Consider the following 23,599-nt stretch of genomic DNA (forward strand, 5'->3'; position numbering starts at 1 on the left):
TAATTCTTTAAAAAAGAATTTTTATAATTAACCTACTGTTTAATTTTCAAAGTTCTTAATCCATGCTCTCTTGAGCACATGTATAATAATATCATCCTTTTTTTTTGAAGTCAACACTTTTTTATATTTTTTTATTAATCTATTAAATTTAAGTTATATCTTTCTATTAAATCTATTAGCATATCTGCATATATAGCTTCCCCTTGTTCATTTTTTTTAGTGCTATAACCTGCATCTTCTAACGCTTGAGCTTGTAATTTATAATCTTTTCCTTTAAACAAACCATGTTCTGCATATCTTGGATTTTCTTTTAAAAACTTTGCATGATCTCTTATTGAATCATTTAATGAGTTGTATTTTCTGAATTTAGCCATTACTTCATCACTATAATTTTCTGATGTTGCTACTTCTACATTCTCACCTTTCCATCTTTCATCCGCTTTTATTCCAAATAAATTATTACTGATTTTTGTTAATTCTGATTGCCCCCAACCAGATTCAAGTATAGCCTGAGATATAGTTATAGATGGCAATACCCCATATTCCTTATAACTGCTTTCAGCTTCTTTTTCAATATCTTTAATAAACTTTATTTTTTCCTCTTCGATTTTCAATGACTCTATTTTAGCTATTTTTTTTTCGTAATTTTTATTTTCATATACAGTGTATATTCCTCCAACAACAAATGATAAAACTAAAATCAAACTAAGACTTTGAAGCAACTCTTTATTTTTTTTATTATTAATCTTAAATTTTCTTCTAAAGTTTCTTTTTTTTCTTATCCCCATACTACCCTCCACTTTCTAATTTATATTATAATATCATCTTGTAAACTTTTATATGCTAATTTACGCAAAAAAATAAAAAAGCTCATTTAAATGAGCTTTTTTTTATTTAGATTTAAGCTTTATCCAAGCTTCATCGTATAATCTTAATTTGTTTCCTAAATCAATAAATGTTTCAGTCTTATCCATAACAGATTTAGGCGGATATGCAACAGGATTTGAAGTTACCTCTTTATCTAATAACTTTAAAGCCCCTACATTAGGAGTTGAATATCCTATATATTCAGCATTCATCTTTGCAATTTCAGGATCTAATAAAAAGTTTATAAACATTTCAGCTTCCTTTTTATTTTGTGCGCTTTTAGGTATTGCCATTGCATCTACCCATTTATTTGTACCTTCTTTAGGTATTGCATAAGCTAAATTAGGATTTTCTTCCATTAAAGTCACTGCATCTCCTGAGTAAGCAATCCCCATAGCCACTTCTTCACCTAGAAGTCTATCTTTACCTTCATCATTTACATATGCTAATACTAAGTCTTTTTGTTTCATTAACTCTTTCATTGCTTCATTTATTTCTTTAGGATTAGTTGTATTCATGCTGTAGCCTAATCTTTTTAATGATATTCCCATAGTATCTCTAACTGAGTCAAACATCATTATATTACCTTTATACTTAGGGTTCCAAAGTATGTTCCAACTATCAACTGGTTCTTTAACCATTTTTTTATTATATAATATACCAAAAGTTCCCCACATATATGGAACGCTATATTCATTAGTTTCATCATATATAGGATTTAAAAAGCTTTTATCTATATACTTCATATTTGGTATGTTTTTAAAATCTATTTTTTGAAGAAGTCCTTCACTTTTCATTTTTTCAACCATATAGTCAGATGGGAATATTAAATCATAATTAGTACTTCCACTTTTAACTTTTTGATACATCATTTCATTAGTATCATAAGTTTCATATTGTACATCAATTCCAGTTTTTTCTTCAAATAAAGTTATTATATTTTCATCTATATAATCTCCGACATTATATACATTCAAAACTTTTTTTGAATCTGTACCTCCACATCCAGTAAGCATAGTTGAAACCATTAAACCTATAGTAATTAAAATTGATATTTTTCTTAATTTCATAACTATTTATCACTCCTTACTATAGATTGTTTCTTATTTGATATTAAAAGTAAAATTAATACAACTGTAAACATTATTGTAGATAGTGCATTAATTTCAGGTTTTATTCCTCTTCTTGCCATACCATATATTTCTATAGATAAGTTGCTAACTCCATTTCCAGTATTGAAGAAACTTATTATAAAATCATCTATAGACATTGTAAACGCAATTAAAAATCCAGATATTATACCTGGTTTTATCTGAGGTAAAACCACTTTTCTTAAAGCATACATAGGTGTTGCGCCTAAGTCCATAGCAGCCTCTTCTATATTTTGAGGAAGTTGCTTTATTTTAGGAAGCACTGATAGTATTACATAAGGAATACTAAACATTATGTGAGATAGTAACATAGTCGTAAATCCAAATTCTAATTTTAAAAATACATATAAACTCATCAATGCTACTGCTGTAACTATATCTGGATTTAATACTGGAAGATAGTTTATATTAAGTATTAACTTTCTTCTTTTACCTCTCATTTTATGTATTCCTATAGCACTTATAGTTCCTACTATTGTAGCTATTATAGATGAAATTATAGCTACTAACAAAGTATAATATAACGCATTCATTATACTCTCATTATGAATAAGTTGCTTATACCACTTAAATGTAAATCCATTCCAGTGGGCCATAGATTTAGAATCATTAAATGAAAATACTGCTAGCGCCATTATTGGTGCATATAGAAATAAAAACACTAATGTTAAGTAAATATTCGATGCTAATTTCTTTAAAATAATAACCCACCGCCTTCCTTATCACTGTCATCTTCAAATCTTGACATAACTGCCATAGATATTAATATTACAATCATCATAAATATCGATATCGCAGATCCAAAGTTCCAATCTCCAACTACTGTAAATTGTTGCTCTATTAAGTCTCCTAGTAACATAAATTTACCTCCACCTAATAATCTTGAGATAGCAAATGTAGTTACAGCTGGCATAAATACCATAGTTATTCCTGAAATAACTCCAGGTACACTAAGTGGGAATATAACTTTAGTGAAAACTTGGAAGCTATTAGCTCCTAAGTCTCTAGCTGCATTAATTAAATCATTATCCATTTTTGATAATGATGTGTATATTGGTAGTACCATAAATGGTAAAAAGTTATATACCATTCCAAGTAATATTGCAAAGTTAGTATAAAGTAATGTAACAGGCTCTATTCCAAATAATCCTAAGAATGAATTTAATATTCCATTTTTACCTAAAATAGCAACCCATGCATATGTTCTTAAAAGGAAGTTCATCCACATTGGAAGTATGAATAATAATATTAAAGTATTTCTTTTGCTTATATGTGCCTTAGAAATTATATATGCAACTGGATATCCAACTAATAAACATATTATTGTTGATGATCCAGCTAAAACTATAGATCTTAAAAATACTTTTAAGTATATAGGGTTAATTAATCTTTTATAATTTTCTAAAGAAAATATTAGCTTATCTCCATTTTCAACTGTAAAACTGAAAACCAGCACAAGAATTAAAGGAACTACTATAAATAGTGCACTCCATATTATATAAGGGTAAGCAAGAATTGATTTATTTTTCTTCATAATCTATTCGCTCACTTTTCTCATTATATGGATATCTTCTGGATATATATCTAACCCTAATTCACTTCCAACTTGTGCACTTTGTGTATTATGTAGTATCCACATTCTTCCGTTTTCATTAACTTCAATTTCATAGTGAACACCTTTAAATAATACTGATGTAACTTTTCCTTTTAACATTCCTTTTTCTGGTTCAACCATTTTTACATCTTCCGGTCTTATCACAACTTCAATATTTTCATTTTTTTCAAAGTCTTTATCTACACACTTGAATTTCTTTCCACAGAATTCTACTAAATAGTCTTCTAACATAATTCCATCAAATATATTACTTTCACCTATAAATCTAGCAACAAATGAATTTTCTGGCTCATTGTATATATCTTGAGGAGTTCCCATTTGTTGAATTTTACCTTTATTCATAACAATTATTTTATCCGACATAGTTAAAGCCTCTTCTTGGTCATGAGTTACAAAAATAAATGTTATTCCTAATTTTTTTTGTATTTTTTTTAATTCCATTTGCATTTCTTTTCTTAATTTTAAATCTAATGCTCCTAAAGGTTCATCTAGTAATAAAACTTTAGGCTCATTTACTAATGCTCTAGCTATAGCTACCCTTTGCTGTTGTCCTCCACTTAGCGATTCTACTTGTCTTCTTTCAAAACCATCAAGTGCAACTAATTTAAGCATTTCTTTTACTTTTTTATCTATTTCGTCTTTAGGTAGTTTTTTTATTTTAAGACCAAAAGCTATATTTTCATATATATTCATGTGAGGAAATAAAGCGTATTTTTGGAATACTGTATTTATTTGTCTTTCGTGAGGTGGTATATCTGTGATATCACGTTCTTCAAATAATACCTTACCTTCATCAGCGTACTCAAATCCAGCTATTATCTTAAGCGTTGTAGTTTTTCCACATCCACTTGGTCCTAATAATGTTAAAAATTCATTTTTCTTAATGTCTAAACTCAAGTTATCTAAAACTTGATTGTCATCATATCTTTTAGATAGATTTTTTAATTCTATTATGTTTTCTAACAAATATATCACCTCTTTCTCTTAAAATGATGGTGGTGTACTCACCCATATAACCTTAGCTTCTGTTTTCCCAGCATTTGATATATAATGATTTGCTCTCGGCTTAAAGTAAAAACTCTCGCCTTTTCTAACTTTATTTTTCTTATCTCCTATGTGTAAGTAAATTGAACCTGCTAATACATAACCAAATTCTTCTCCTTCATGAGGCTTTTCTTCTTTATATTGACCTCCTGGAGATAAAGATATTAATATTGGCTCCATTTCATTTTTCTGAGAGTTTGGAACCAACCACTTAAATGTATATTTTAATTCTTCATCCTCAGTTTCAAACATATCTTCTTTTGAAAAACAAATTTTTTCATTATCCATTTCATTAAAAAATTCTTTTAAGTTCGTTCCCAAAATTTCTAATATATCTATAAGTGTAGCTATGGATGGTGATGTTAAATTGTTTTCTAATTGAGATATAAATCCCTTAGAAAGTTCACATCTATTTGCTAACTCTTCTTGTGTTAACTGTTTTTCTATTCTTAATCGTTTAATTTTTTCACCTATATCCATGGTCCACCTCCTATTTAAAATCATTTTTACTAAACCTTTTGTTTAAAATTTCTAAACAACAAGACATATTATATAAAATTAAGCTACAAATTTCAATACTTTTTTAAATATTTTTTTATATTAATTTCCACTTTAAACCCCAGTGTTTTTAAGGATTTGTAGATTTAGCGTTTCTTTTAGTTTATATTAATATTCATAAAGTTTAGTATGCCTAATTATATTTTTTTTATTATATTTTGCTATTTTATTCCTAATTTTAGTTTATAAAATGCAAATAACCTGCTGTTTAGCAGGCTATTTATACAATTTATATTAATTTATAGTCTTCCTCTTTTAACTTACTTGCCGCACCTTCATCTAAAATTAATATTGTATCTCTATGAAGCTGAAGTATAGATGATGGAACTTGAGGAGTTATGTCTCCATATACAGTATTGTGTATAGCCTCAGCTTTACCTTCTCCTGATGCCAACAAAATTATCTTTTTAGATTTAAATATAGAGCCAATTCCCATAGTTACAGCTTTTTTAGGAACTTCATCTATAGATTCAAAGAATCTTGCATTTGCCTCTATAGTAGATTCTTTTAAGTCAACTAAGTTTGTTCCTTTTACAAATACATTCGATGGTTCATTGAATCCTATGTGTGCGTTAAGTCCTATACCTAAAACCTGTATATCTATTCCTCCAATATTTTTGATAGAATCATCATATTGTTTACATTCAAGTTTTATATCCTTAGTCATACCATTTGGTATATTTACATTTTCTTCCTTTATATTTATATGATTGAATAAGTTTTCATGCATAAAATGATAGTAACTTTGATCATTCTCTCTAGGTAACTGATAATATTCATCTAAATTGAATGATTTTACCTCAGAAAAGTCTAATGTACCTTCATTATACATTTCCACTAAATTCTTATACATTCCTATAGGCGTACTACCTGTTGCTAGCCCTAGTATAGAATCTGATTTTAAAGTAACCTGACTTGCTATTATTTGAGCAGCTTTTTTGCTCATTTCATCATAATTTTTACAAACTAGTATTCTCATATTAACCCTCCACCTATAATTAATTTCTTTTAAACACTATATTTCCATCTACAATAGTCATGTAACAATCTAATTCATTATCAAATATAGCTATATCTGCATCTTTTCCTATATCTAAGCTTCCCTTATCATTACTTATTCCTAGTGAACTAGCTGGATTTAAAGAAGCCAAATGTATAGCTTCATTTATATTTAAATTTGTATTTTTATAAAAATTCTTAACCATGTTATTTAAGCTTGAAACACTTCCTGCAAGAGATCCATTTTCTAATCTAGCTGCTCCATCCTTAACTATTACAGCTTGGCCACCTAAACTATACGTTCCGTTTTCTAACCCTCCTGCTTCCATAGAGTCAGTTATTAATACCACTCTTTCTTTACCTTTACTATCTAATATAAATTGGAATAGATCTTTAGTTATGTGTATAGTGTCACATATAAATTCACAATATGCATCTGTTGTCAATGCAGCTCCAACAACCCCTGGATCCCTATGATTTAAACCGGTCATCCCATTGAATGTATGAGTTATGTTGCTAGCACCTAATCGTATAGCTTCTCTAGCCTCTATAAATGTAGCTGCACTATGACCTATAGATAAAACTATATTAGTATTACTTTTTATAGATTTTGTAAATGTAAAATCTAAATCTTCTTCTGGTGCATAAGTTATAACTTTTATTACATCTTCATATTTTTTCACTAATTCATAATTAGGATTAGTTATATAGTTTCCATTTTGTGCGCCTTTGTATATTTTATTTATAAACGGCCCTTCTAAATGAGCTCCTATAACCCTAGCTCCCTCAGTATTTCTATTCATACCTCGTCTTATAGATTCTAATGCTTTTAAAATTGATTCTTCATCCATTGTCATAGTAGTAGGTAGATATGACGTAACACCATGTCTTGCTACTGATTTAGATATAATATCTATAGCCTCATCTGTACCTTCCATCGTATCTTTTCCCATATTCCCATGTATATGTATATCTATTAACCCTGGAGATACTAACTTACCTTTAACATCTATAACTTCACATCCGCTTGGAACTTCATCTGTTATATCTATAATCTTTTTATCAAATACTAAAACCTTATTTTCTAACACTTCATTTCTTAATAAAATCTTTCCATTTATTATAGCCTTCATAATTATACCTCCTATGCATTTAATGTTATTTCATATTGGTACTTATCACTTCTAAATATGGATATAGTGTACTCTACAGGTAAATCTCCATCTGCGTACGAAGTTCTTTTAAGTTTAAGCGCTAAAGTATTTTTGCTTTGTTTTAAAAGTTTTGATTCTTCTTCAGATAAAATCATTGGCTCTATTATCTGTTCAGCTTTTTTCATCTTATACCCATAAACTTCATTTATTATATTGTATAAAGAGTTTCTTTCTTTCAAATCGTTTTCCAGGTTATTGCAAATACTTTTAGGTATATAACTTATTTCAATTCCAAAAGGTTCGTTTTCAATATACCTTAACCTTTCAACTCTATATACCTTTTCATTTTCATTATTTATCTTTAAAACTTGTCTTATATACTCATCCTTTTCATTTTCCTCAAATGATAAAATATCAGTTTTTATATCCATCCCCTTATTCTTCATAACCTCGGTAAATCCTTGCATACTAGAAAATCTATTTTTTTCTTTTTGGGCAGAAACGAATGTTCCTTTTCCTTGAACTCTATATAAAAATCCTTCATTTACCAAATTAACTATAGCTTTGTTTACTGTCATTCTACTTACATTTTGAATATTACAAAGTTCTCTTTCTGGAATTATAGAATCCCCTGGTTTAAGGTCACCTGAATTAATCATTTCCCTTATTATTTTCATAAGTTGTATATGCAAAGGGATATCAATATTCTTATTTACTAGCTTCATATAAACCACCACTCTTTTTTATATGGTATATACCAATTTTGGTATATACCAATTTTGGTATATACCAATTATACTATTTTTATTCTAGAACTTCAATAGAATATACATTTTCTTTTTTTAATTTAGTTATTTTATATTTTATTTATAAGATACCCATAAATATGGTATTATAATAGAATATGTAATTTTTAATATAAAATTAAAGAGGTGAACGTACTTGATAAAAATAGGTGATTTCAACAAATTAAAAATAGCTAGAAAAGCTGATTTCGGTTTTTTCCTAGACGCGCAAACAGGAAATACTTCAGATGATATTTTCATGCATAGAAAATTTACAAATTATGAGGCTTTAATTCCTGGTGATGAAGTAAATGTATTCGTATATAGAGATTCTAAAGATAAATTAGCTGCTACTTTAAACCCACCATTAGCTAAAGTTGGGGAAATAGGTTACTTTGAAGTTGTAGATGCTACTAAAATAGGTTACTTTATTAATATTGGACTTGAAAAAGATATTTTAGTTCCTTTTAGTTCAAAGCATTATGATCTAAAAAAAGGTGATAAATATTTATTTTATATATACTTAGATAAAACTGAAAGAATAGCTGCTACTACTAGAATAGAAGGTTACTTATCTACTGACTCTGAGTATAAAGTAGGAGATAATGTTACAGGTGTTGTTTATGGATTCCAAACTAACGATAGTGCGATGGTTTGTGTTGATAATAAATTTGAAGGAGTTATACTTCATAACGAATACTTTACAAAACTTAACATCGGAGACAAATTAAATTTAAATGTTATAAAAGTATACGAGGACGGTAAACTAGGTCTTACTCCAAGACAAGGTAGAGAGCAAGAATTAAATGAGTTAGAAAGTAAAATCATAAACCATCTAAATAATGCTTCTAGAGGGTTCATGCCTTTAAATGATAAATCTGATCCAGCTGATATCGCATCGGTATTTGGTTGTAGTAAGAAAAACTTCAAACGTACACTTGGAGTTCTTATGAAAAAAGGGTTAATATCTCAAGATGAAGAAGGAACTCGTCTAAAATAAAAAAAGAGTATGGATACCCATACTCTTTTTTTATTTTTCCTTTGTATCTTTAATTTCACCAGTATATATATCTATTTTGTGAGTTCCCATATCTTGTTCGTGATAATGAACCTCTCCTTCATCATCTTTTTCTTCTATAGATACATTAACTTTAACTTCATAGTTATTACCCACTTGCTTTATATCGTCTTCCGTATTAGACACCCCATCTCCATATGTAGCCTTCAATACCTTTAGTGCATTTTCTTTTGAGATTGGTTCTATCTTATTTTTATCTTTATTTTCAGATACTTCAATTTGATCTTCCTTTGAATTTAAAGGATTTTTTCTATTTTCAAAAACAACTGAAACTAGCACACCAACTATTAATATGCTGATTATTCCTATTATAATATTTTTTTTACTCATATAAATTCTCCATACTATATTTTTATATAATTTAACTTTTTATTAAAATATAGTATACCATATATTTTAAATATAAAAAAAGGGCACTATTTAGTACCCTTTTTATCCTATCCCCCCGAAACAGTTCTACTTATTAAATTGTGGTAAATAATCTTTGTGAGCTTCCATCATTTCATCTAATATAATTTTAGCTAAATCATCAGAAGGTATTAATGGATTTATACATAGTGCTAGATATGCTGCATTGTAATCTCCATATACAGCAGCTTTTGCTGCCAACATTTCAAATGATTTTATTTGGCTTACTAATCCATCTACAGCATCTGGTAAATATCCTATAGATAATGGTTTAGGCCCATTTTTTGTTATAACACTACTTACCTCAACAGCTTGATTGTCTTTAAAGTTTCTTATAGCCCCATTATTAATTGTATTAACTACTTGAATATCTCTTTTATCATTATATATAGAACTTATTAAATTACACGCTGCATCACTATAATAAGCTCCTCCTCTTTTTTCTAATTGAGGTGGTTTTATATCTAGATTTTCATCTTTATATAATTCAAATAATTGATCTTCTAGCTCTTTAACAACCTGCCCTCTAGCTTTCCCTTTGGCGAATTCACTTAATTCTTCTTCTAGCATTTCTTTAGTTTTGTAATAGTATCTATGGTATGGGCAAGGAACTAATCCTAAGTTTTTAACGAAATCTGCATTAAACTCTATAGCTTTTATATTTTGCATTGTTAATTTTGAGTGTACAAATTTATCTATAGCTTCATCTGTAACATCCTCTCCATCTAAAGATACATTAAGCCCATAAACCATATGGTTAAGTCCAGCAAAATCCATTTGAATTCTTTCATTTTCAACTTCAAATAGCTTAGCTATTCCATTTCTCATTCCTATAGGAACATTACATAATCCTATATAGTTTTTAAAATCAGTATATCTAAATACAGCTTCTGTTATTACACCTGTAGGATTTGTAAAGTTTATTATCCATGCGTTAGGACATAATTCTTCAACATCTTTTATTATATCAAGAACAACAGGTACAGTTCTTAATGCTTTAAAAAGCCCTCCTGCTCCATTAGTCTCTTGACCTATTACTCCATGTGATAAAGGTATACTTTCATCTTTTATTCTAGCCTCTAATAATCCTACCCTTAATTGTGTAGTAACAAAATCTGCACCCTTTAATGCTTCTCTTCTATCTAAAGTTAGATGTATTTCCATATCTATTCCAGCTTTTTTAACCATTCTTTTAGCTAGATTTCCAACTATTTCTAACTTCTGCTTACCTTCTTCTATATCAACCAGCCACAATTCTTTCACTGGCAACTCTTTGCATCTTTTTATAAACCCTTCTACAAGTTCCGGAGTATAACTTGATCCTCCACCTATAGTTACTATCTTTAGTCCTTTTTTCATAGTCATATCTCCTATCGTTATTTCTAAAATTCTAAATCGTCAAAACTGAAATCGTCATCATTTCCTTGATCTGTAGCTAAAGTAGCTTTTCTTTTGTCTATTTTCTCTGCTGCTATTACAAATGGTATATATATAACTATTGATATCAATAGGTTAACTGCTGCTAATGCTGCTCCAGTCCAGTGACCAGTTGCTAAAAATCCTCCTAATATAGGTGGTGTTACCCAAGGTATTTTAGCTGCAATTACAGGCATTACCAATCCCATATCTATTGCCAAATATGCAACTGCTGAACATACAACAGGAGCTAAAACGAAAGGTATCATATATATTGGGTTTAATACTATTGGTAATCCAAATATTACAGGTTCACTTATATTGAATACCGACGGCGCTAATCCTAAAGCTATCATGTCCTTACGTCTTCTTCCAGCTATTATTAAAGCTATTATTAATCCAAGAATCATACCTGATCCACCTAAGTATACAAATGCATCAAGGAATGCTCCTGCTAAAGTATGGAATCCTTCAGTAGCTCCTGCTTGAGCTAATGCTGCATTTTCTGCTCCTAAATCCATCAATAATGTTTCTGTTATAGGCATCGCTATATTTGCCCCATGAAGACCTATAGTCCATAATGCATGTATAAAGAAAGTAATTAACATAGTTGAACCTAATGAGTCTGCTGCTCCTTTTAACGGTGCTGCTAGATAAGTATTTAATAAATCATTTAAGAATAATCCGCCTGATAATGATTTAATTAATAATCCAATTGCTCCAAATATAGCTATAGTTAACATACCTGGTATTAACTTAGCAAAAGATCTTGCTACTGCCGGTGGTACTCCATCTGGCATTCTTATATTTATTTTCTTAATCCTAGATAACTTAACAAATATTTCAGTTGCTAGTAATCCTATTACTATCGCTGTAAATAATGCAGAGTTTGAAATATATCCACTTGGGACAAATCCCCATCCGCTAACTTTATCTCCTGCTTCAGTAACTATGTTAGCTACTTGAGGTGACATTACAAAGAATATACTAAGAGCTATAAGTCCTGCTTGTAAACCATCTTCATCATATGATTTTGCAAGATTATAAGCTACTCCTACAACTAAGAATAACGCCATAGTTGCAATTGATCCCCACCATAAATCTCCACCTAATGTAGTCCAAGTCTCTCCAAAAGTGTTTTTCATAAAATTTTGATAAGCTGGTATAGGTAAATTATTTACTAGCGTTGCTAATGCTCCTATCATAGTTATTGGTATCATTGCTACGAATCCATCTCTTACAGCTACTAAATGCCTTTGTGCTCCTAGCTTTCCAGCTACTGGGATAATATACTTATCCATAAACTTCATTATCGCTCCCATAATAATCCTCCCTTTAATTTTTAGAAATCGTTTTCTTAAAACTCACATTAATCCTTATTAGCTAAATAAAAATGTTTATAAATACATAGTTTATATAAACTTATGATTCATAAAGTTTATATATTCTTTTTATTGTTATATATATTATATTTTAAATGTATATACATTTCAAGTCTTTTGTAAAAAACATTTTCCCTTTTTAATTTTTTCACTTTATTAAAATTCCCTCAATCAAAAAAAAACTGCATCTGACTATTCAGATACAGCGCTTAAAGTTAGTGTATACCCATAATGATACGTATGTGAGTATTCAAAAACATCACTATTGTGTAATTTACAAACCTGACTTATATATAATAAAGCTTCTGGTTTTGTTAAGTCTAGTAAATTAGCTAACTCATCATTTGCTAAAACTGAACTTACTTCTCGTTCAGATATAGCTATCTTATATCCGCAAACTTCTTCAACATAGTTATATAAAGATCCTTCACAATGAGATTTTTTTAAATTTGGAAATAATTTTACAGGCATATACGTCTCCATATATGATATTTTCTTATCATTAGCTAAACGTATTCTTTTGATTTCCCATACATTTTCTTTTTCAGTAAGATTTAATTTATTCATAAGCTCTTCATCAGCTTCAATAACATTTAGCTCCTCCAATATATTGGAAACTTTGTACCCCTTATTTTCCATCTCTTCCGTGAAACCGCTTACCGCAGATATATTGTCATATACTTTATTTGCTAAAACAATACTACCTACGCCTCTTTGCCTAGTTATATATCCATCTTTAACTAAATTATTTAATGCTGATCTTACAGTCATTCTAGTTACATTAAATTCTTCACTTAATTGTTTTTCAGAGGGTATTAATTCTCCTTGCTTTAAAGTCTTTGACTGTATTAAATTTTTAATGTGACTTTCTATTTGTTTATAAATAGGTTCATTCATATTTATTTCCCCTTTTGTAGTTAAATTGTATATATATTTACTTTTAATATTTATACATTTAATTATAGACTATATTAAAATTTTTTTCTATCTCTACATATATTTAATTATAAAAGGATGAATACATAAGCTTTCACTTATACATCCATCCTTTTGTCTCATCTATTTTGATATAATAATTTTATATTCTAGCTACGCCAGTTTTTATAGCCGCTTCTTTTATAGCTTCTGCTACATTTTTAGCTACATCTCTATCAAAAGATTTAGGTAATATATTATCAGGGTTTAAGTCTTCTATTTTTATAGAATTTGCAATTGCATTAGCTGCTGCTATTTTCATTTCTTCATTTATTTCAGTAGCCCTTACATCTAATGCACCTCTGAATATACCTGGGAATGCAAGCACATTATTTACTTGATTTGGAAAATCACTTCTTCCTGTTCCAACTATGTAAGCCCCACCCTCTTTTGCTTGGTCTGGCATTATCTCTGGAGTTGGATTTGCCATTGCTAATATTATAGATTTCTCATTCATAGTAGCTACCATTTCTTTTGTTACACAGTTAGGTCCTGAAACTCCTATAAATACATCTTTATTTTTTATTACATCAGCTAATAATCCTTTTTCGTTATGGATATTAGTAACCTTTAACATTTCTTCTTGAGCCCAGTTTAAATCATCCATACCTTCTTCTAAAGCTCCATTTAATCCACATAACACAATATTTTTGACTCCCATGCTGATTAACATTTTAGCTATTGCTAATCCAGCTGCTCCAGGTCCATTTATAACAATTTCTAGATCTTCTATTTTTTTATTTATTAATTTTAATGAGTTTATTATAGCCGCAGATAAAACTATAGCTGTTCCATGTTGATCATCATGAAAAACTGGTATGTTTAACTCTTTTTTTAATTTTTCTTCTATTTCAAAACATCTTGGAGCACTTATATCTTCTAAGTTAATTCCTCCAAATACAGGTTCCATTAATTTTACAGTATTTACTATTTCCTCTACATCATTCGTCTTTAAACATATTGGAAATGCATCTACATTTGCGAATTCCTTAAATAGTATTGCTTTTCCTTCCATTACTGGTATTGATGCACTAGCTCCTATATTACCTAAACCTAATACAGCACTTCCATCACTAACTACACCAACCATATTTCCTTTTGATGTATATTTATATGCTAAATCTTCATCTTTAGATATTTCCACACACGGAGCTGCAACTCCTGGAGTATATGCAATAGATAAATCATCTTTATCTTCAACTTTAACCTTACTACAAACAGTTATTTTTCCTTTATTCTTTTCATGCATTTCTAATGCTAACTCTGAGTAATTTTTAGTCATAACCTAACCTCTTTCATATTTTGATTTATAGTTATTTATTCATTTCATAAATGTTATTGCCATAACAATCGATTGCAACTACTGCAAATAAGTCCTCAACCTCTAATCTTCTTACAGCTTCTGCTCCTAAATCATCATAAGCTATAACTTCAGCCTTTTTAATAGAGTTTGATATATATGCACCTGCGCCACCTATAGCAGCTAAATATGCACATACATTTTTTTTCATCGAATCGATAACTACATCGTTTCTCTTTCCTTTACCTATCATTAACTTTAATCCTCTATCTAATAAAGGAGCTGTTAAGTCATCCATTCTATAACTTGTCGTAGGTCCAGCAGCACCTATTACTTCTCCATCTTTATGGGGTGTTGGTCCTACATAATATATAGCTTGCCCTTCTACGTTAAAAGGCAATTTTTCACCTTCTTTTATAGAATTAACCATCCTTTGATGAGCTGCGTCTCTAGCTGTATAAATTACACCACTTATACTTACCATTTCTCCACACTTTAGCTCTTTTATTGTTTCATTATCTATGGGAAGAGTTATTTTTTTCATATTTATCCCCCTTTATATTATAGCCTTTTTATGTCTTGCCGCATGACAGTTTATATTTACTACTACAGGAAGCCCAGCTATATGAGTTGGAAATGTCTCTATGTTAACTGCAAGCGCAGTTGTATTTCCACCTAATCCTTGAGGCCCTATTCCTAAGTTATTTATTTCTTTTAATATTTGTACTTCTAAATTTTTTATATTTTCATCTTTATTATGTTCTCCTATATCCCTTAATAAAGATTTTTTTGCTATCTGTGCACATTTTTCAATAGTTCCTCCAATTCCAACACCAACAACTATAGGTGGACATGGATTTGGACCAGCTTCTTTAACTGTATCTATAATAAAGTTTTGTATTCCTTTTATACCATCAGATGGCTTTAACATTTTCATCTTGCTCATATTTTCACTACCAAATCCCTTTGGTGCAAACTCTATAGTTATTTTATCACCCTCAACTATATCGTAATGAATTATTGCAGGTGTATTATCTTGTGTATTTTTTCTATCTATTGGAGTTACAACTGATTTTCTTAAAAAGCCATCTTCATAACCTTGCTTTACACCTTCATTTATTGCATAGCTTATATTTTTACCTTCTACGTGTACATCTTGACCGATACTTACAAAAAATACAGCCATTCCAGTATCTTGACATATAGGCATTTGTTTTTCTTTTGCAATTTCACAATTTTTTATTAATATATTTAATATATTTTTTCCTAGTTCGCTATTTTCTTTTTCTTTGTTTTCTTTTAAAGATTCTACAACATCTTCTCCTAGGTATATATTTGCTTTTATACACATATCTCTTACAATCTCTGTAATTTGTGATGACTTTATAATTCTCACGAACTTATCCCCCATTTTCAAGTTTAATATTCGACTATATATAAAACTTTATCATTTTTTAATTATTTTAACAATAACAAAATTCGTTTAATCCTTTCTTTACATTATATTTTATTCAAAAAAAACAAAAGCACATACTGTCCGAAAGTATATGCTTTAATGGGGGATATATGAGTTTTATGGTTGTAAGAGATATCTTAAAGTTTTGGGGGAGATTAATTATCTCTTATATTTTAATTATTTACCATTTTTTGAATTATATACATTTTATTTAAATATTTTCAATTTATTTTTAATAACCTTATTCATTCTCGCATTATCCTCTATATAATAATTATAGGGGGTGATATATTGAACTTTAATAATATATTTATTCAAATAACCGTTTTATTTTTGCTTATTTTAGTTGGATACATATCTAGCTTTAAGGGGTTAATAGATAAACATACCACATCTGGACTTACGAAACTAATAATGGGGTTGTTTTTACCGTCTATGATAATTAGCGCTATGCAAATGGAATTTAACCCTAGTTTATTAGGCGATATTATATCTTTAATAATAATTTCAATATTAATGTACTCTACAACTATATTGATAGCTTTTTTATTTAAATTTTTTATAAAAGGCGATAAAGATTGCGGTCTTTATCAATATATAATTGTTTTCTCTAACGTTGGGTTCATGGGGTATCCAGTTATCGAAGCTGTTTTAGGAAAAGAAGCTATATTTTTTACAGCAATTTTTAACCTTCCTTTTAATTTTTTCGTATTTACAGTTGGAACTTATTTGTTAAATAAACATAATAGTGAATATAAATTTTCAATTAAATCTATTATAAGTCCTCCAATTATAGGGGTCTTAACTGGACTTTCATTATTCCTTTTAAGAATTAAACTTCCACTTCCAATATTTAATACTTTAAATATGCTTGGAAGTATAACAACACCTTTATCAATGATTGTTATAGGAAGCTTACTAGCTAATTCTCCTATTAAAGAAACTTTTATAAATAAAAATTTATATATAGTATCCTTTATAAGACTTTTAGTTGTTCCATCTGTTGTTTATTTTCTATTAAGCTTCTATATTAAAAACCCGTTATTATTAGGTGTGCCTGTAGTTATATCTGCAATGCCAGCAGCGTCAAATACAGCAATCATGGCAAAAAGCTATGATGCAAATGATCAACTTGCATCTCAAGCTGTATTTTTAACTACGTTAATATCTATAGTTACAATTCCTATTATAAGCATAGTTTTACTTAGTTAAAAAATTTACTCACTTAAGTTATTAAGCACAAAAATAGTTGTCTATTATTTTAGACAACTATTTTTTAGATATATATTTATTATCTTTTATATAATATCTCCATAAATAATCTTTAGCTTCTTGAGCATAATCGATATTTACACGTTTACTTTCAACAATTTCAAAATTTTCTTCCTTACCATTATCAATAGAATCTTTTACCGAAAGCTCATTACCTAATACGCTTTTAAAATTTAAACCTTTTTCAATTTTAAGAGCTTTGCATAATTTTCCTGGTCCATTGGTAATGTTTTTCTTTTGATATGTAGTTAATTCTTCATATACTTTATCATATCTATTTATTGAAATATCATCAATTCCTTTAATAGGCTCTACCGCTCTTATAAGTACGCACTGAGGTGTATCTTTGATATTTGCAGAAATATTTAAACAGTAATACATTCCGTATATTAAATAAACATATATGGTTCCTCCGTCTTCATATAACGGAGCTGTTCTATCTGTCCTTCTATCCCCATATACATGAGCAGCCTTATCCGTTATTCCCATATAAGCTTCAGTTTCAACTATTTTAACTATAATTTCTTTATCATCATATTTTCTCACTAAATACTTTCCAAGTAATTGTTTCGATAAAGCAATTGCATCTTGCCTGAAAAAATCTACATTCATTTAATCCCAACTTTCTTTTTTTAACTTACTTATATTATATCTTCAAATTTACTATTTATAACTTTTTGTAAGTCAAATGGATTTAGTTCTATTTGATATCCTATTTTACCAGCACTCACTATAATATTTTCTAAATCTTTTCCTGTTTCATTTATAAAAGTTTTATATAGTTTTTTCATTCCTACAGGAGAACATCCACCTCTTATATATCCAGTAAGTTTGTTTATATCACTTACATGTATCATCTCTACCTTTTTTTCTCCTGCTACTTTTGCAGCCTTTTTTAAATCTAAATTTTCATTAACAGGTATCACATATACATATAACTCTTTACTAGTTCCTTGTGTAACCAAAGTTTTATATACTTCACTTACATCTCTTCCAATCTTATTTGCTACAGATATTCCATCCACATGATCATCTGAAACATCATATGAAAGCATATTATATTTTACTTTTTTAGAATCTAAAATTCTCATTGCGTTAGTTTTTACTTTTGTTTTAGCCATAAAAAATCACACTCCCTAAAATAACTTATATATTAAATTTAACATATATTTCTTATCAATCACACCTCTTAGATTTCATAAAACCTTTATACCAACTGATTTTATCATCAATTTTATCTAGATGTTTTTGTAATAGCTCAAACTCTTTTAATATGTGTTCCCTATGCGAGTTAAAAATGTCCAACCTCTCTTCTAATGTTTCATCTCCTTGTGAACAAAGTTTAAAATAAGATTTTATATCTTTTATGGACATTCCCGTAGCTTTAAGGCAACACACCATTTCAATTTGGTCTAAATCTTCATCTGTAAAATAACGTATCCCATTTTTATTTCTATGAGGTGAAATTATATTTTCTTTTTCATAGTAGCGAATTGTATGCTGAGTTAAATTAAATTTTTTAGCTACCTCTGAAATTGTATAATTCATTCTTCATCCTCCTATAATTTATTTAGCTATACATTACTTCTTATAAAAATAATTGTCAATATTTAAAACAAAAGCTATTGACTTAGAGTTAACTCTAAGTATTAATATTAGCTTAAGAAAATTCTATTAAATAACTACCCGATTTAAATAAGTATAAAAATTTAGGAGGAATTGAGTTTGTTAAACTTTGATTATCAAAACAGAACTAGAATAATTTTCGGAAAAAATGAACATAGAAATATAGGAAAGTTAATAAAACCTTATGCCAATAAAGTTTTATTCCACTTTGGAGGTCAAAGCATAAAAAAAAGCGGAGTATATGAAGATGTAATAAATTCACTTTTAGAAAACCAAATAGACTTTGTTGAACTCGGAGGAGTAAAACCAAATCCTCGTTTATCTCTTGTTAACGAGGGAATTGAACTGTGCAGAAAGGAAAAAGTAGACTTTATCTTAGCTGTAGGTGGAGGAAGTGTAATAGATTCTGCTAAAGCTATAGCAATCGGAGTTCCTTACAACGGAGATGTTTGGGATTTCTACTGCAAAGATATAGAAATTAAAGAAGCTATTCCAGTTGCAACTATTCTAACTATCCCAGCAGCCGGAAGTGAATCTAGTACTGGAACAGTTATTACAAATGAAGAAAAACAACTAAAATTATCTTGTGGCTGCGAATTGCTTAGACCTTTATTAAGCATCATTAATCCAGAACTTTATTTCACATTACCAAAAAATCAAATTGCCAATGGACTTAGTGATATGATGAGTCATATAATGGAACGTTACTTTACTAATACGTCTAATACAGATTTAATTGATGGTTTATGTGAAAGCACATTAAAAACTATAATGAGAAATGGTTTAATCATTATAAACGATAATAAAAACTATGATGCTTGGGCTGAAATAGCTTTATCTGGAAATATTGCTCATAACGGGTTACTTGGTTTAGGAAGAGAACAAGATTGGGCTTCTCATAAAATAGAACATGAGCTTAGCGCTATATATGATGTTGCACATGGAGCAGGACTTTCTGTCATAACCCCTGCCTGGATGAAGTATGTATATAAAGAAAACCCACCTATGTTTGAGCAATTTGCTATAAATGTTATGGGTGTTGAAAGTACATCTAAATCTCAAGAAGAGATCATAAATGAGGGAATTGAAAAATTAAAATCATTCTATAAAAAACTTGAATTACCTACTACTTTAAAAGAACTTAATATCAACGAGTCTAATTTAGAGTTAATGGCAAAAAAATCTACTAACTTTAAAGATGGTAAAGAAATTCTTATTGGTGGACTAAAAAAACTTAACTGGGAAGATGTTCTAGCTATATATAATTTAGCCTTATAAGCATATATTGTTATTCTATTAAAAATACCCATAATAATTCTATATAGAATTATTATGGGTATTTACATTTTATTGTAATCTTATTAACTTGTTTTTACTATACAAATGGATTATAGAATCTATTTCCATTTTTAAATGTAATATATAAAGACCCAAATAATATTACTATAGCTAATAATATCGCTACGTAATCACTAGTTCTAAACTTTCTTGCATTATACCAAGTACGTTTTCTTTTATTTCCAAATCCTCTAAGTTCCATAGCACAACTTATAACTTCTATCCTCTCTAAACTTGAAAATATTAATGGCATAAGTATAGATGAAATATTTTTTATACGCTTCCCTAGCTTTTCTTTTTTAGACATATCTATTCCTCTAGCTTGTTGTGCATATGATATATCATGATAATCTCTTTGTATATCTGGTATATATCTTAAAGCTATAGCAACAGAATATGCAATTTTATAATTTATACCAAGCTTATTTAATGATGCTGCAAATTCACTTGGGTCAGTCGTAACTATAAATAGTAATGCCATAGGTATAGTTGCAAATATTTTTAAATTAAAATTTAATTGATAAAATAACTGCTCAGCTGTTACTGTATATGGTCCTATTAATTTAATTAAGTCCGTTCTTGTTCCATATATTTCAACACCTTGATACGGTCCTAATATAAATATGGCAATATTATTTAACACCATAAAGAATAAAATGAAATATATAACAAAAGCTACATCTTTAAATTTAACTTTTGATATTTTAAATATTATTAAACTTAATACTAACATTCCTACAAGAACTCTAGTATCATAAGTTATCATAGAAGCTATTGACCAAGCCATGAAAAATATTAATTTTGTAGCACCTGTTAAATTATGGATAGGCGAATCTTCTTTTATATATGATAGCATTGTTGTTTTCATACTCTTCTAATCCTCCTATCATAATCAATAAATTTATTAACAAACTTTCTTGGGTCACTTACCCCACATTTTATAGCTAACTCATAAACAGATGTTTCTTTTAGGTTTGCATGATTTATAACTGCACTATTAGTTAAAACATTAGCTGCTGTATCGTCATCTAGTTTAATACCATCTGCTATAACTATCGCTCTATTTGTATATTCAAGCATTAAATGCATATCATGAGTTATCATTATTATAGTTACACCTTTTCTATTTAAATCTGCTAAAAATTCCATTATCTCATTATAATGTTTAAAATCTTGTCCTGCTGTAGGCTCATCTAAAATTATTATTTCTGGATTTAAAACTAATATAGAAGCTATAGTTACACGTTTTTTCTGTCCATAACTAAGTGCTGATATAGGCCAATTTCTATACTCATATAATCCACAAACTTTTAATGTTTCATATACTTTTTCCTTTATTGTTTCTTCATCAATACCTCTAAATCTAAGCCCTAATGCAACTTCATCAAAGATCATAGTCTTAGAAATCATTTGATTAGGATTTTGCATTACAATTCCTATTTTTTCCGCACGCTCTTTTATAGAATCATCTATTATATCTCTATTATTTAAAAGTATTTGTCCACTTGTTGGTTTATAAAAGCCACATACTAATTTAGATATAGTAGATTTTCCTGCCCCATTTTTTCCTACTATACTAACCATTTCACCTTTATTTATTTTAAATGATATATCTTTTAATATAGGCTTATTTTTTTCATATTTAAATGATACATTTTTTAATTCAAGTAATACATCATCATTGATTTGTTCTTCATGTATATTACTATTACTATCCCATTTCTTTAAACAATCGCTACATTTGTTTATATCTATAGTATTTATATGTCCAGGTTTCATATCAGGATTTATATCTACCCCTGCATATTTAAGAGCTGTAACATATAATGGTTCTCTTATTCCGTTTTCAATTAAAATATCTGAAGATATCAGCTCATCAGCATTCATATCTGCAACTATTTCACCTTCACTCATAACTATAATTCTATCAACATCACAATGAAGAACATCTTCTAATCTGTGCTCTATTATAAGAATTGTTTTATTTGTTTCACTTTTTATTCTATCTATAAGTTCTATTGCACTTTTCCCTGTAGCTGGGTCTAAACTAGCTAAAGGTTCATCAAATAACAATATATCTACATCATCAACAGTAACTCCTGCTAATGTAACTCTCTGCTTTTGTCCTCCTGATAAACTATAAGGAGCTGAATCAAGTTGTTTATCTATTCCTACTAATTTCGAAACTTTTTGCACCATAGATTTCATTTTACTTTGAGAGGTACAGTCATTTTCTAACTTAAATGCTATATCCTCAGCAACTGTTAATCCTATAAATTGGCTATCAGGATCTTGGAGTACAGTTCCTACTATTTTAGATATTTCAAATATTCCCATATCTTTAGTTTCTTTCCCCATTATTTTCAAGCTACCCGTACTATTTCCTTGATAATAAAAAGGTGTAAGACCATTTATACAATGAGCTAAAGTACTTTTTCCAGAACCTGACGGACCTACTACTAATACCTTCTCTCCTTCATAAATTGTAAGATTGATATTTTTTAATGTAGGTTTAGCTTGAACTCTATATTTAAAAGTAAAATCTTTAAATTCTATTATTTTCTTTTTCATACGAATCTCCTTTTATAGTTCTTTATCTAAACTTCCCGTTGGTATCTTAGTCTTAGCATAACTTTTTATTATGGCAGTTCCTAAAACAGCTACTGTAATTATATTGCCTATTCCTCCTAAAACACCTTGTAAATATACTTTAGATGCAGGTTCTGCATAAATAAATATATCTAGAGTTGGAGCCACTACAAACCATGCAAGGGCATTTGCTATTATCTGAGTAATATTAAAAATTATTATTTCTTTTTTATTAAACTCTCCGCCACTTATATTAATTTTTTTAGATATAAGACCAATTACTAAACCAACTACAGCTGATGCTATAACCCAACTAAACCATGGTGAACCATAAAATATAGAATCCTTTAAACAGTGCCCTATAAAACCTATTAAAAATCCTGCAAGTGGACCATACATAAGAGCCATTAATGCTAAAAATGCATATGCAGTTTCTATATTAGTATTTGGAATTCCTGTTGGTATAGATCCAAAACGTCCTAATATCATAAATACTGCAGACCCTATCCCTATAGCAACTATAGTTTTTATAGTAAGCTTATTTCCCATACATCTTTCCTCCTTTTCTATTTTATTTTGGATAATT

25 protein-coding genes are annotated in these 23,599 nt (G+C 28.8%); 3 read left to right on the top strand and 22 right to left on the bottom strand.

Features of this window, described 5'->3' with window-relative positions:
- Positions 1-134: 134 nt before the first annotated feature.
- The 9 genes from RWY47_RS08320 to RWY47_RS08360 all read right to left on the bottom strand — a co-directional run bounded on the left by RWY47_RS08320 (position 135) and on the right by RWY47_RS08360 (position 8,113).
- On the bottom strand, positions 135-788 hold the full coding sequence (locus RWY47_RS08320; protein ID WP_224171077.1) for a glycoside hydrolase family 73 protein: 654 nt from the start codon (positions 786-788) through the stop codon (positions 135-137).
- Positions 789-890: 102 nt separating this feature from the next.
- Positions 891-1,937 carry an ABC transporter substrate-binding protein gene (locus RWY47_RS08325; protein WP_024619997.1) on the bottom strand — a complete coding sequence of 349 codons (1,047 nt, stop codon included), beginning with the start codon at positions 1,935-1,937 and terminating at the stop codon, positions 891-893.
- Between the two features lie 2 nt (positions 1,938-1,939).
- Positions 1,940-2,614: an ABC transporter permease gene (locus RWY47_RS08330; protein ID WP_024619998.1), complete on the bottom strand. Its 675-nt coding sequence runs from the start codon at positions 2,612-2,614 to the stop codon at positions 1,940-1,942.
- Positions 2,615-2,712: 98 nt separating this feature from the next.
- Positions 2,713-3,552: an ABC transporter permease gene (locus tag RWY47_RS08335; RefSeq protein ID WP_021431830.1), complete on the bottom strand. Its 840-nt coding sequence runs from the start codon at positions 3,550-3,552 to the stop codon at positions 2,713-2,715.
- A 3-nt stretch (positions 3,553-3,555) separates the two neighbouring features.
- Positions 3,556-4,599: a spermidine/putrescine ABC transporter ATP-binding protein gene (gene potA / locus RWY47_RS08340; RefSeq protein WP_035118743.1), complete on the bottom strand. Its 1,044-nt coding sequence runs from the start codon at positions 4,597-4,599 to the stop codon at positions 3,556-3,558.
- A gap of 18 nt (positions 4,600-4,617) precedes the next feature.
- Positions 4,618-5,157, bottom strand: coding sequence for a helix-turn-helix domain-containing protein (locus RWY47_RS08345; RefSeq protein WP_021428548.1), 540 nt, complete (start codon positions 5,155-5,157; stop codon positions 4,618-4,620).
- Between the two features lie 307 nt (positions 5,158-5,464).
- Positions 5,465-6,214, bottom strand: a complete 750-nt coding sequence (gene nagB / locus RWY47_RS08350; RefSeq protein ID WP_021428565.1) for a glucosamine-6-phosphate deaminase — start codon at positions 6,212-6,214, stop codon at positions 5,465-5,467.
- A gap of 19 nt (positions 6,215-6,233) precedes the next feature.
- Positions 6,234-7,367: an N-acetylglucosamine-6-phosphate deacetylase gene (nagA, locus tag RWY47_RS08355; protein WP_224171076.1), complete on the bottom strand. Its 1,134-nt coding sequence runs from the start codon at positions 7,365-7,367 to the stop codon at positions 6,234-6,236.
- An 11-nt stretch (positions 7,368-7,378) separates the two neighbouring features.
- Positions 7,379-8,113, bottom strand: a complete 735-nt coding sequence (locus RWY47_RS08360) for a GntR family transcriptional regulator (protein ID WP_142730941.1) — start codon at positions 8,111-8,113, stop codon at positions 7,379-7,381.
- Between the two features lie 217 nt (positions 8,114-8,330).
- On the opposite strand from RWY47_RS08360, the gene RWY47_RS08365 reads away from it, so the two are divergent.
- Positions 8,331-9,173, top strand: a complete 843-nt coding sequence (locus RWY47_RS08365; protein ID WP_224171075.1) for a CvfB family protein — start codon at positions 8,331-8,333, stop codon at positions 9,171-9,173.
- Positions 9,174-9,203: 30 nt separating this feature from the next.
- On the opposite strand, the gene RWY47_RS08370 is transcribed toward RWY47_RS08365, so the two are convergent.
- The 7 genes from RWY47_RS08370 to RWY47_RS08400 all read right to left on the bottom strand — a co-directional run bounded on the left by RWY47_RS08370 (position 9,204) and on the right by RWY47_RS08400 (position 16,128).
- Positions 9,204-9,581 carry a hypothetical protein gene (locus tag RWY47_RS08370; RefSeq protein WP_224171074.1) on the bottom strand — a complete coding sequence of 126 codons (378 nt, stop codon included), beginning with the start codon at positions 9,579-9,581 and terminating at the stop codon, positions 9,204-9,206.
- A 126-nt stretch (positions 9,582-9,707) separates the two neighbouring features.
- On the bottom strand, positions 9,708-11,018 hold the full coding sequence (locus RWY47_RS08375; RefSeq protein WP_224171073.1) for a 6-phospho-beta-glucosidase: 1,311 nt from the start codon (positions 11,016-11,018) through the stop codon (positions 9,708-9,710).
- Between the two features lie 23 nt (positions 11,019-11,041).
- On the bottom strand, positions 11,042-12,397 hold the full coding sequence (locus RWY47_RS08380) for a PTS sugar transporter subunit IIC (RefSeq protein WP_224171072.1): 1,356 nt from the start codon (positions 12,395-12,397) through the stop codon (positions 11,042-11,044).
- Positions 12,398-12,649: 252 nt separating this feature from the next.
- Positions 12,650-13,354 carry a GntR family transcriptional regulator gene (locus RWY47_RS08385; protein ID WP_021428577.1) on the bottom strand — a complete coding sequence of 235 codons (705 nt, stop codon included), beginning with the start codon at positions 13,352-13,354 and terminating at the stop codon, positions 12,650-12,652.
- Between the two features lie 181 nt (positions 13,355-13,535).
- The gene (locus RWY47_RS08390) at positions 13,536-14,714 is read right to left on the bottom strand and encodes an NAD(P)-dependent malic enzyme (RefSeq protein ID WP_224171071.1); all 1,179 of its coding nucleotides are present in this window, start codon (positions 14,712-14,714) and stop codon (positions 13,536-13,538) included.
- Between the two features lie 31 nt (positions 14,715-14,745).
- Complete coding sequence (locus RWY47_RS08395; protein WP_220797259.1) at positions 14,746-15,276, bottom strand: Fe-S-containing hydro-lyase; 531 nt, start codon at positions 15,274-15,276, stop codon at positions 14,746-14,748.
- Positions 15,277-15,288: 12 nt separating this feature from the next.
- On the bottom strand, positions 15,289-16,128 hold the full coding sequence (locus tag RWY47_RS08400) for a fumarate hydratase (protein ID WP_224171070.1): 840 nt from the start codon (positions 16,126-16,128) through the stop codon (positions 15,289-15,291).
- A 351-nt stretch (positions 16,129-16,479) separates the two neighbouring features.
- Here RWY47_RS08400 and RWY47_RS08405 point away from each other — a divergent pair, with 351 nt between their 5' ends.
- Positions 16,480-17,400: an AEC family transporter gene (locus RWY47_RS08405; protein ID WP_224171069.1), complete on the top strand. Its 921-nt coding sequence runs from the start codon at positions 16,480-16,482 to the stop codon at positions 17,398-17,400.
- A 57-nt stretch (positions 17,401-17,457) separates the two neighbouring features.
- On the opposite strand, the gene RWY47_RS08410 is transcribed toward RWY47_RS08405, so the two are convergent.
- The 3 genes from RWY47_RS08410 to RWY47_RS08420 are packed head-to-tail and all read right to left on the bottom strand — an operon-like array spanning position 17,458 to position 19,008.
- Positions 17,458-18,072 (bottom strand): DNA-3-methyladenine glycosylase, encoded by a 615-nt coding sequence (locus tag RWY47_RS08410; RefSeq protein WP_224171068.1) that lies wholly within the window; start codon positions 18,070-18,072, stop codon positions 17,458-17,460.
- A gap of 29 nt (positions 18,073-18,101) precedes the next feature.
- Positions 18,102-18,581, bottom strand: coding sequence for a Cys-tRNA(Pro) deacylase (gene ybaK / locus RWY47_RS08415; protein ID WP_021428545.1), 480 nt, complete (start codon positions 18,579-18,581; stop codon positions 18,102-18,104).
- Between the two features lie 55 nt (positions 18,582-18,636).
- Complete coding sequence (locus tag RWY47_RS08420; RefSeq protein ID WP_021428540.1) at positions 18,637-19,008, bottom strand: MerR family transcriptional regulator; 372 nt, start codon at positions 19,006-19,008, stop codon at positions 18,637-18,639.
- Positions 19,009-19,185: 177 nt separating this feature from the next.
- Between RWY47_RS08420 and RWY47_RS08425 the strand changes: the two genes are divergently transcribed.
- Entirely contained in the window at positions 19,186-20,364 is a 1,179-nt protein-coding gene (locus RWY47_RS08425; protein ID WP_224171067.1) for an iron-containing alcohol dehydrogenase, read from the top strand.
- A gap of 97 nt (positions 20,365-20,461) precedes the next feature.
- Here the strand turns inward: RWY47_RS08425 and RWY47_RS08430 are convergent, their stop codons facing one another.
- Genes RWY47_RS08430 through RWY47_RS08440 form a run of 3 tightly spaced genes read right to left on the bottom strand, consistent with a single transcriptional unit; the run spans position 20,462 to position 23,562 of the window.
- A complete protein-coding gene (locus RWY47_RS08430; RefSeq protein WP_024620006.1) occupies positions 20,462-21,292 on the bottom strand; it encodes an energy-coupling factor transporter transmembrane component T family protein in 831 nt (276 codons plus the stop codon).
- Positions 21,289-22,995, bottom strand: a complete 1,707-nt coding sequence (locus RWY47_RS08435; RefSeq protein ID WP_142730937.1) for an ABC transporter ATP-binding protein — start codon at positions 22,993-22,995, stop codon at positions 21,289-21,291. The genes RWY47_RS08430 and RWY47_RS08435 overlap by 4 nt, the downstream gene beginning before the upstream one ends.
- Before the next feature lie 12 nt (positions 22,996-23,007).
- Entirely contained in the window at positions 23,008-23,562 is a 555-nt protein-coding gene (locus tag RWY47_RS08440) for an ECF-type riboflavin transporter substrate-binding protein (RefSeq protein ID WP_021428534.1), read from the bottom strand.
- Between the last annotated feature and the right edge of the window lie 37 nt (positions 23,563-23,599).

The sequence above is a fragment of the Paraclostridium sp. MRS3W1 genome (assembly GCF_032465715.1).
Lineage (GTDB): Bacteria > Bacillota > Clostridia > Peptostreptococcales > Peptostreptococcaceae > Paraclostridium > Paraclostridium dentum.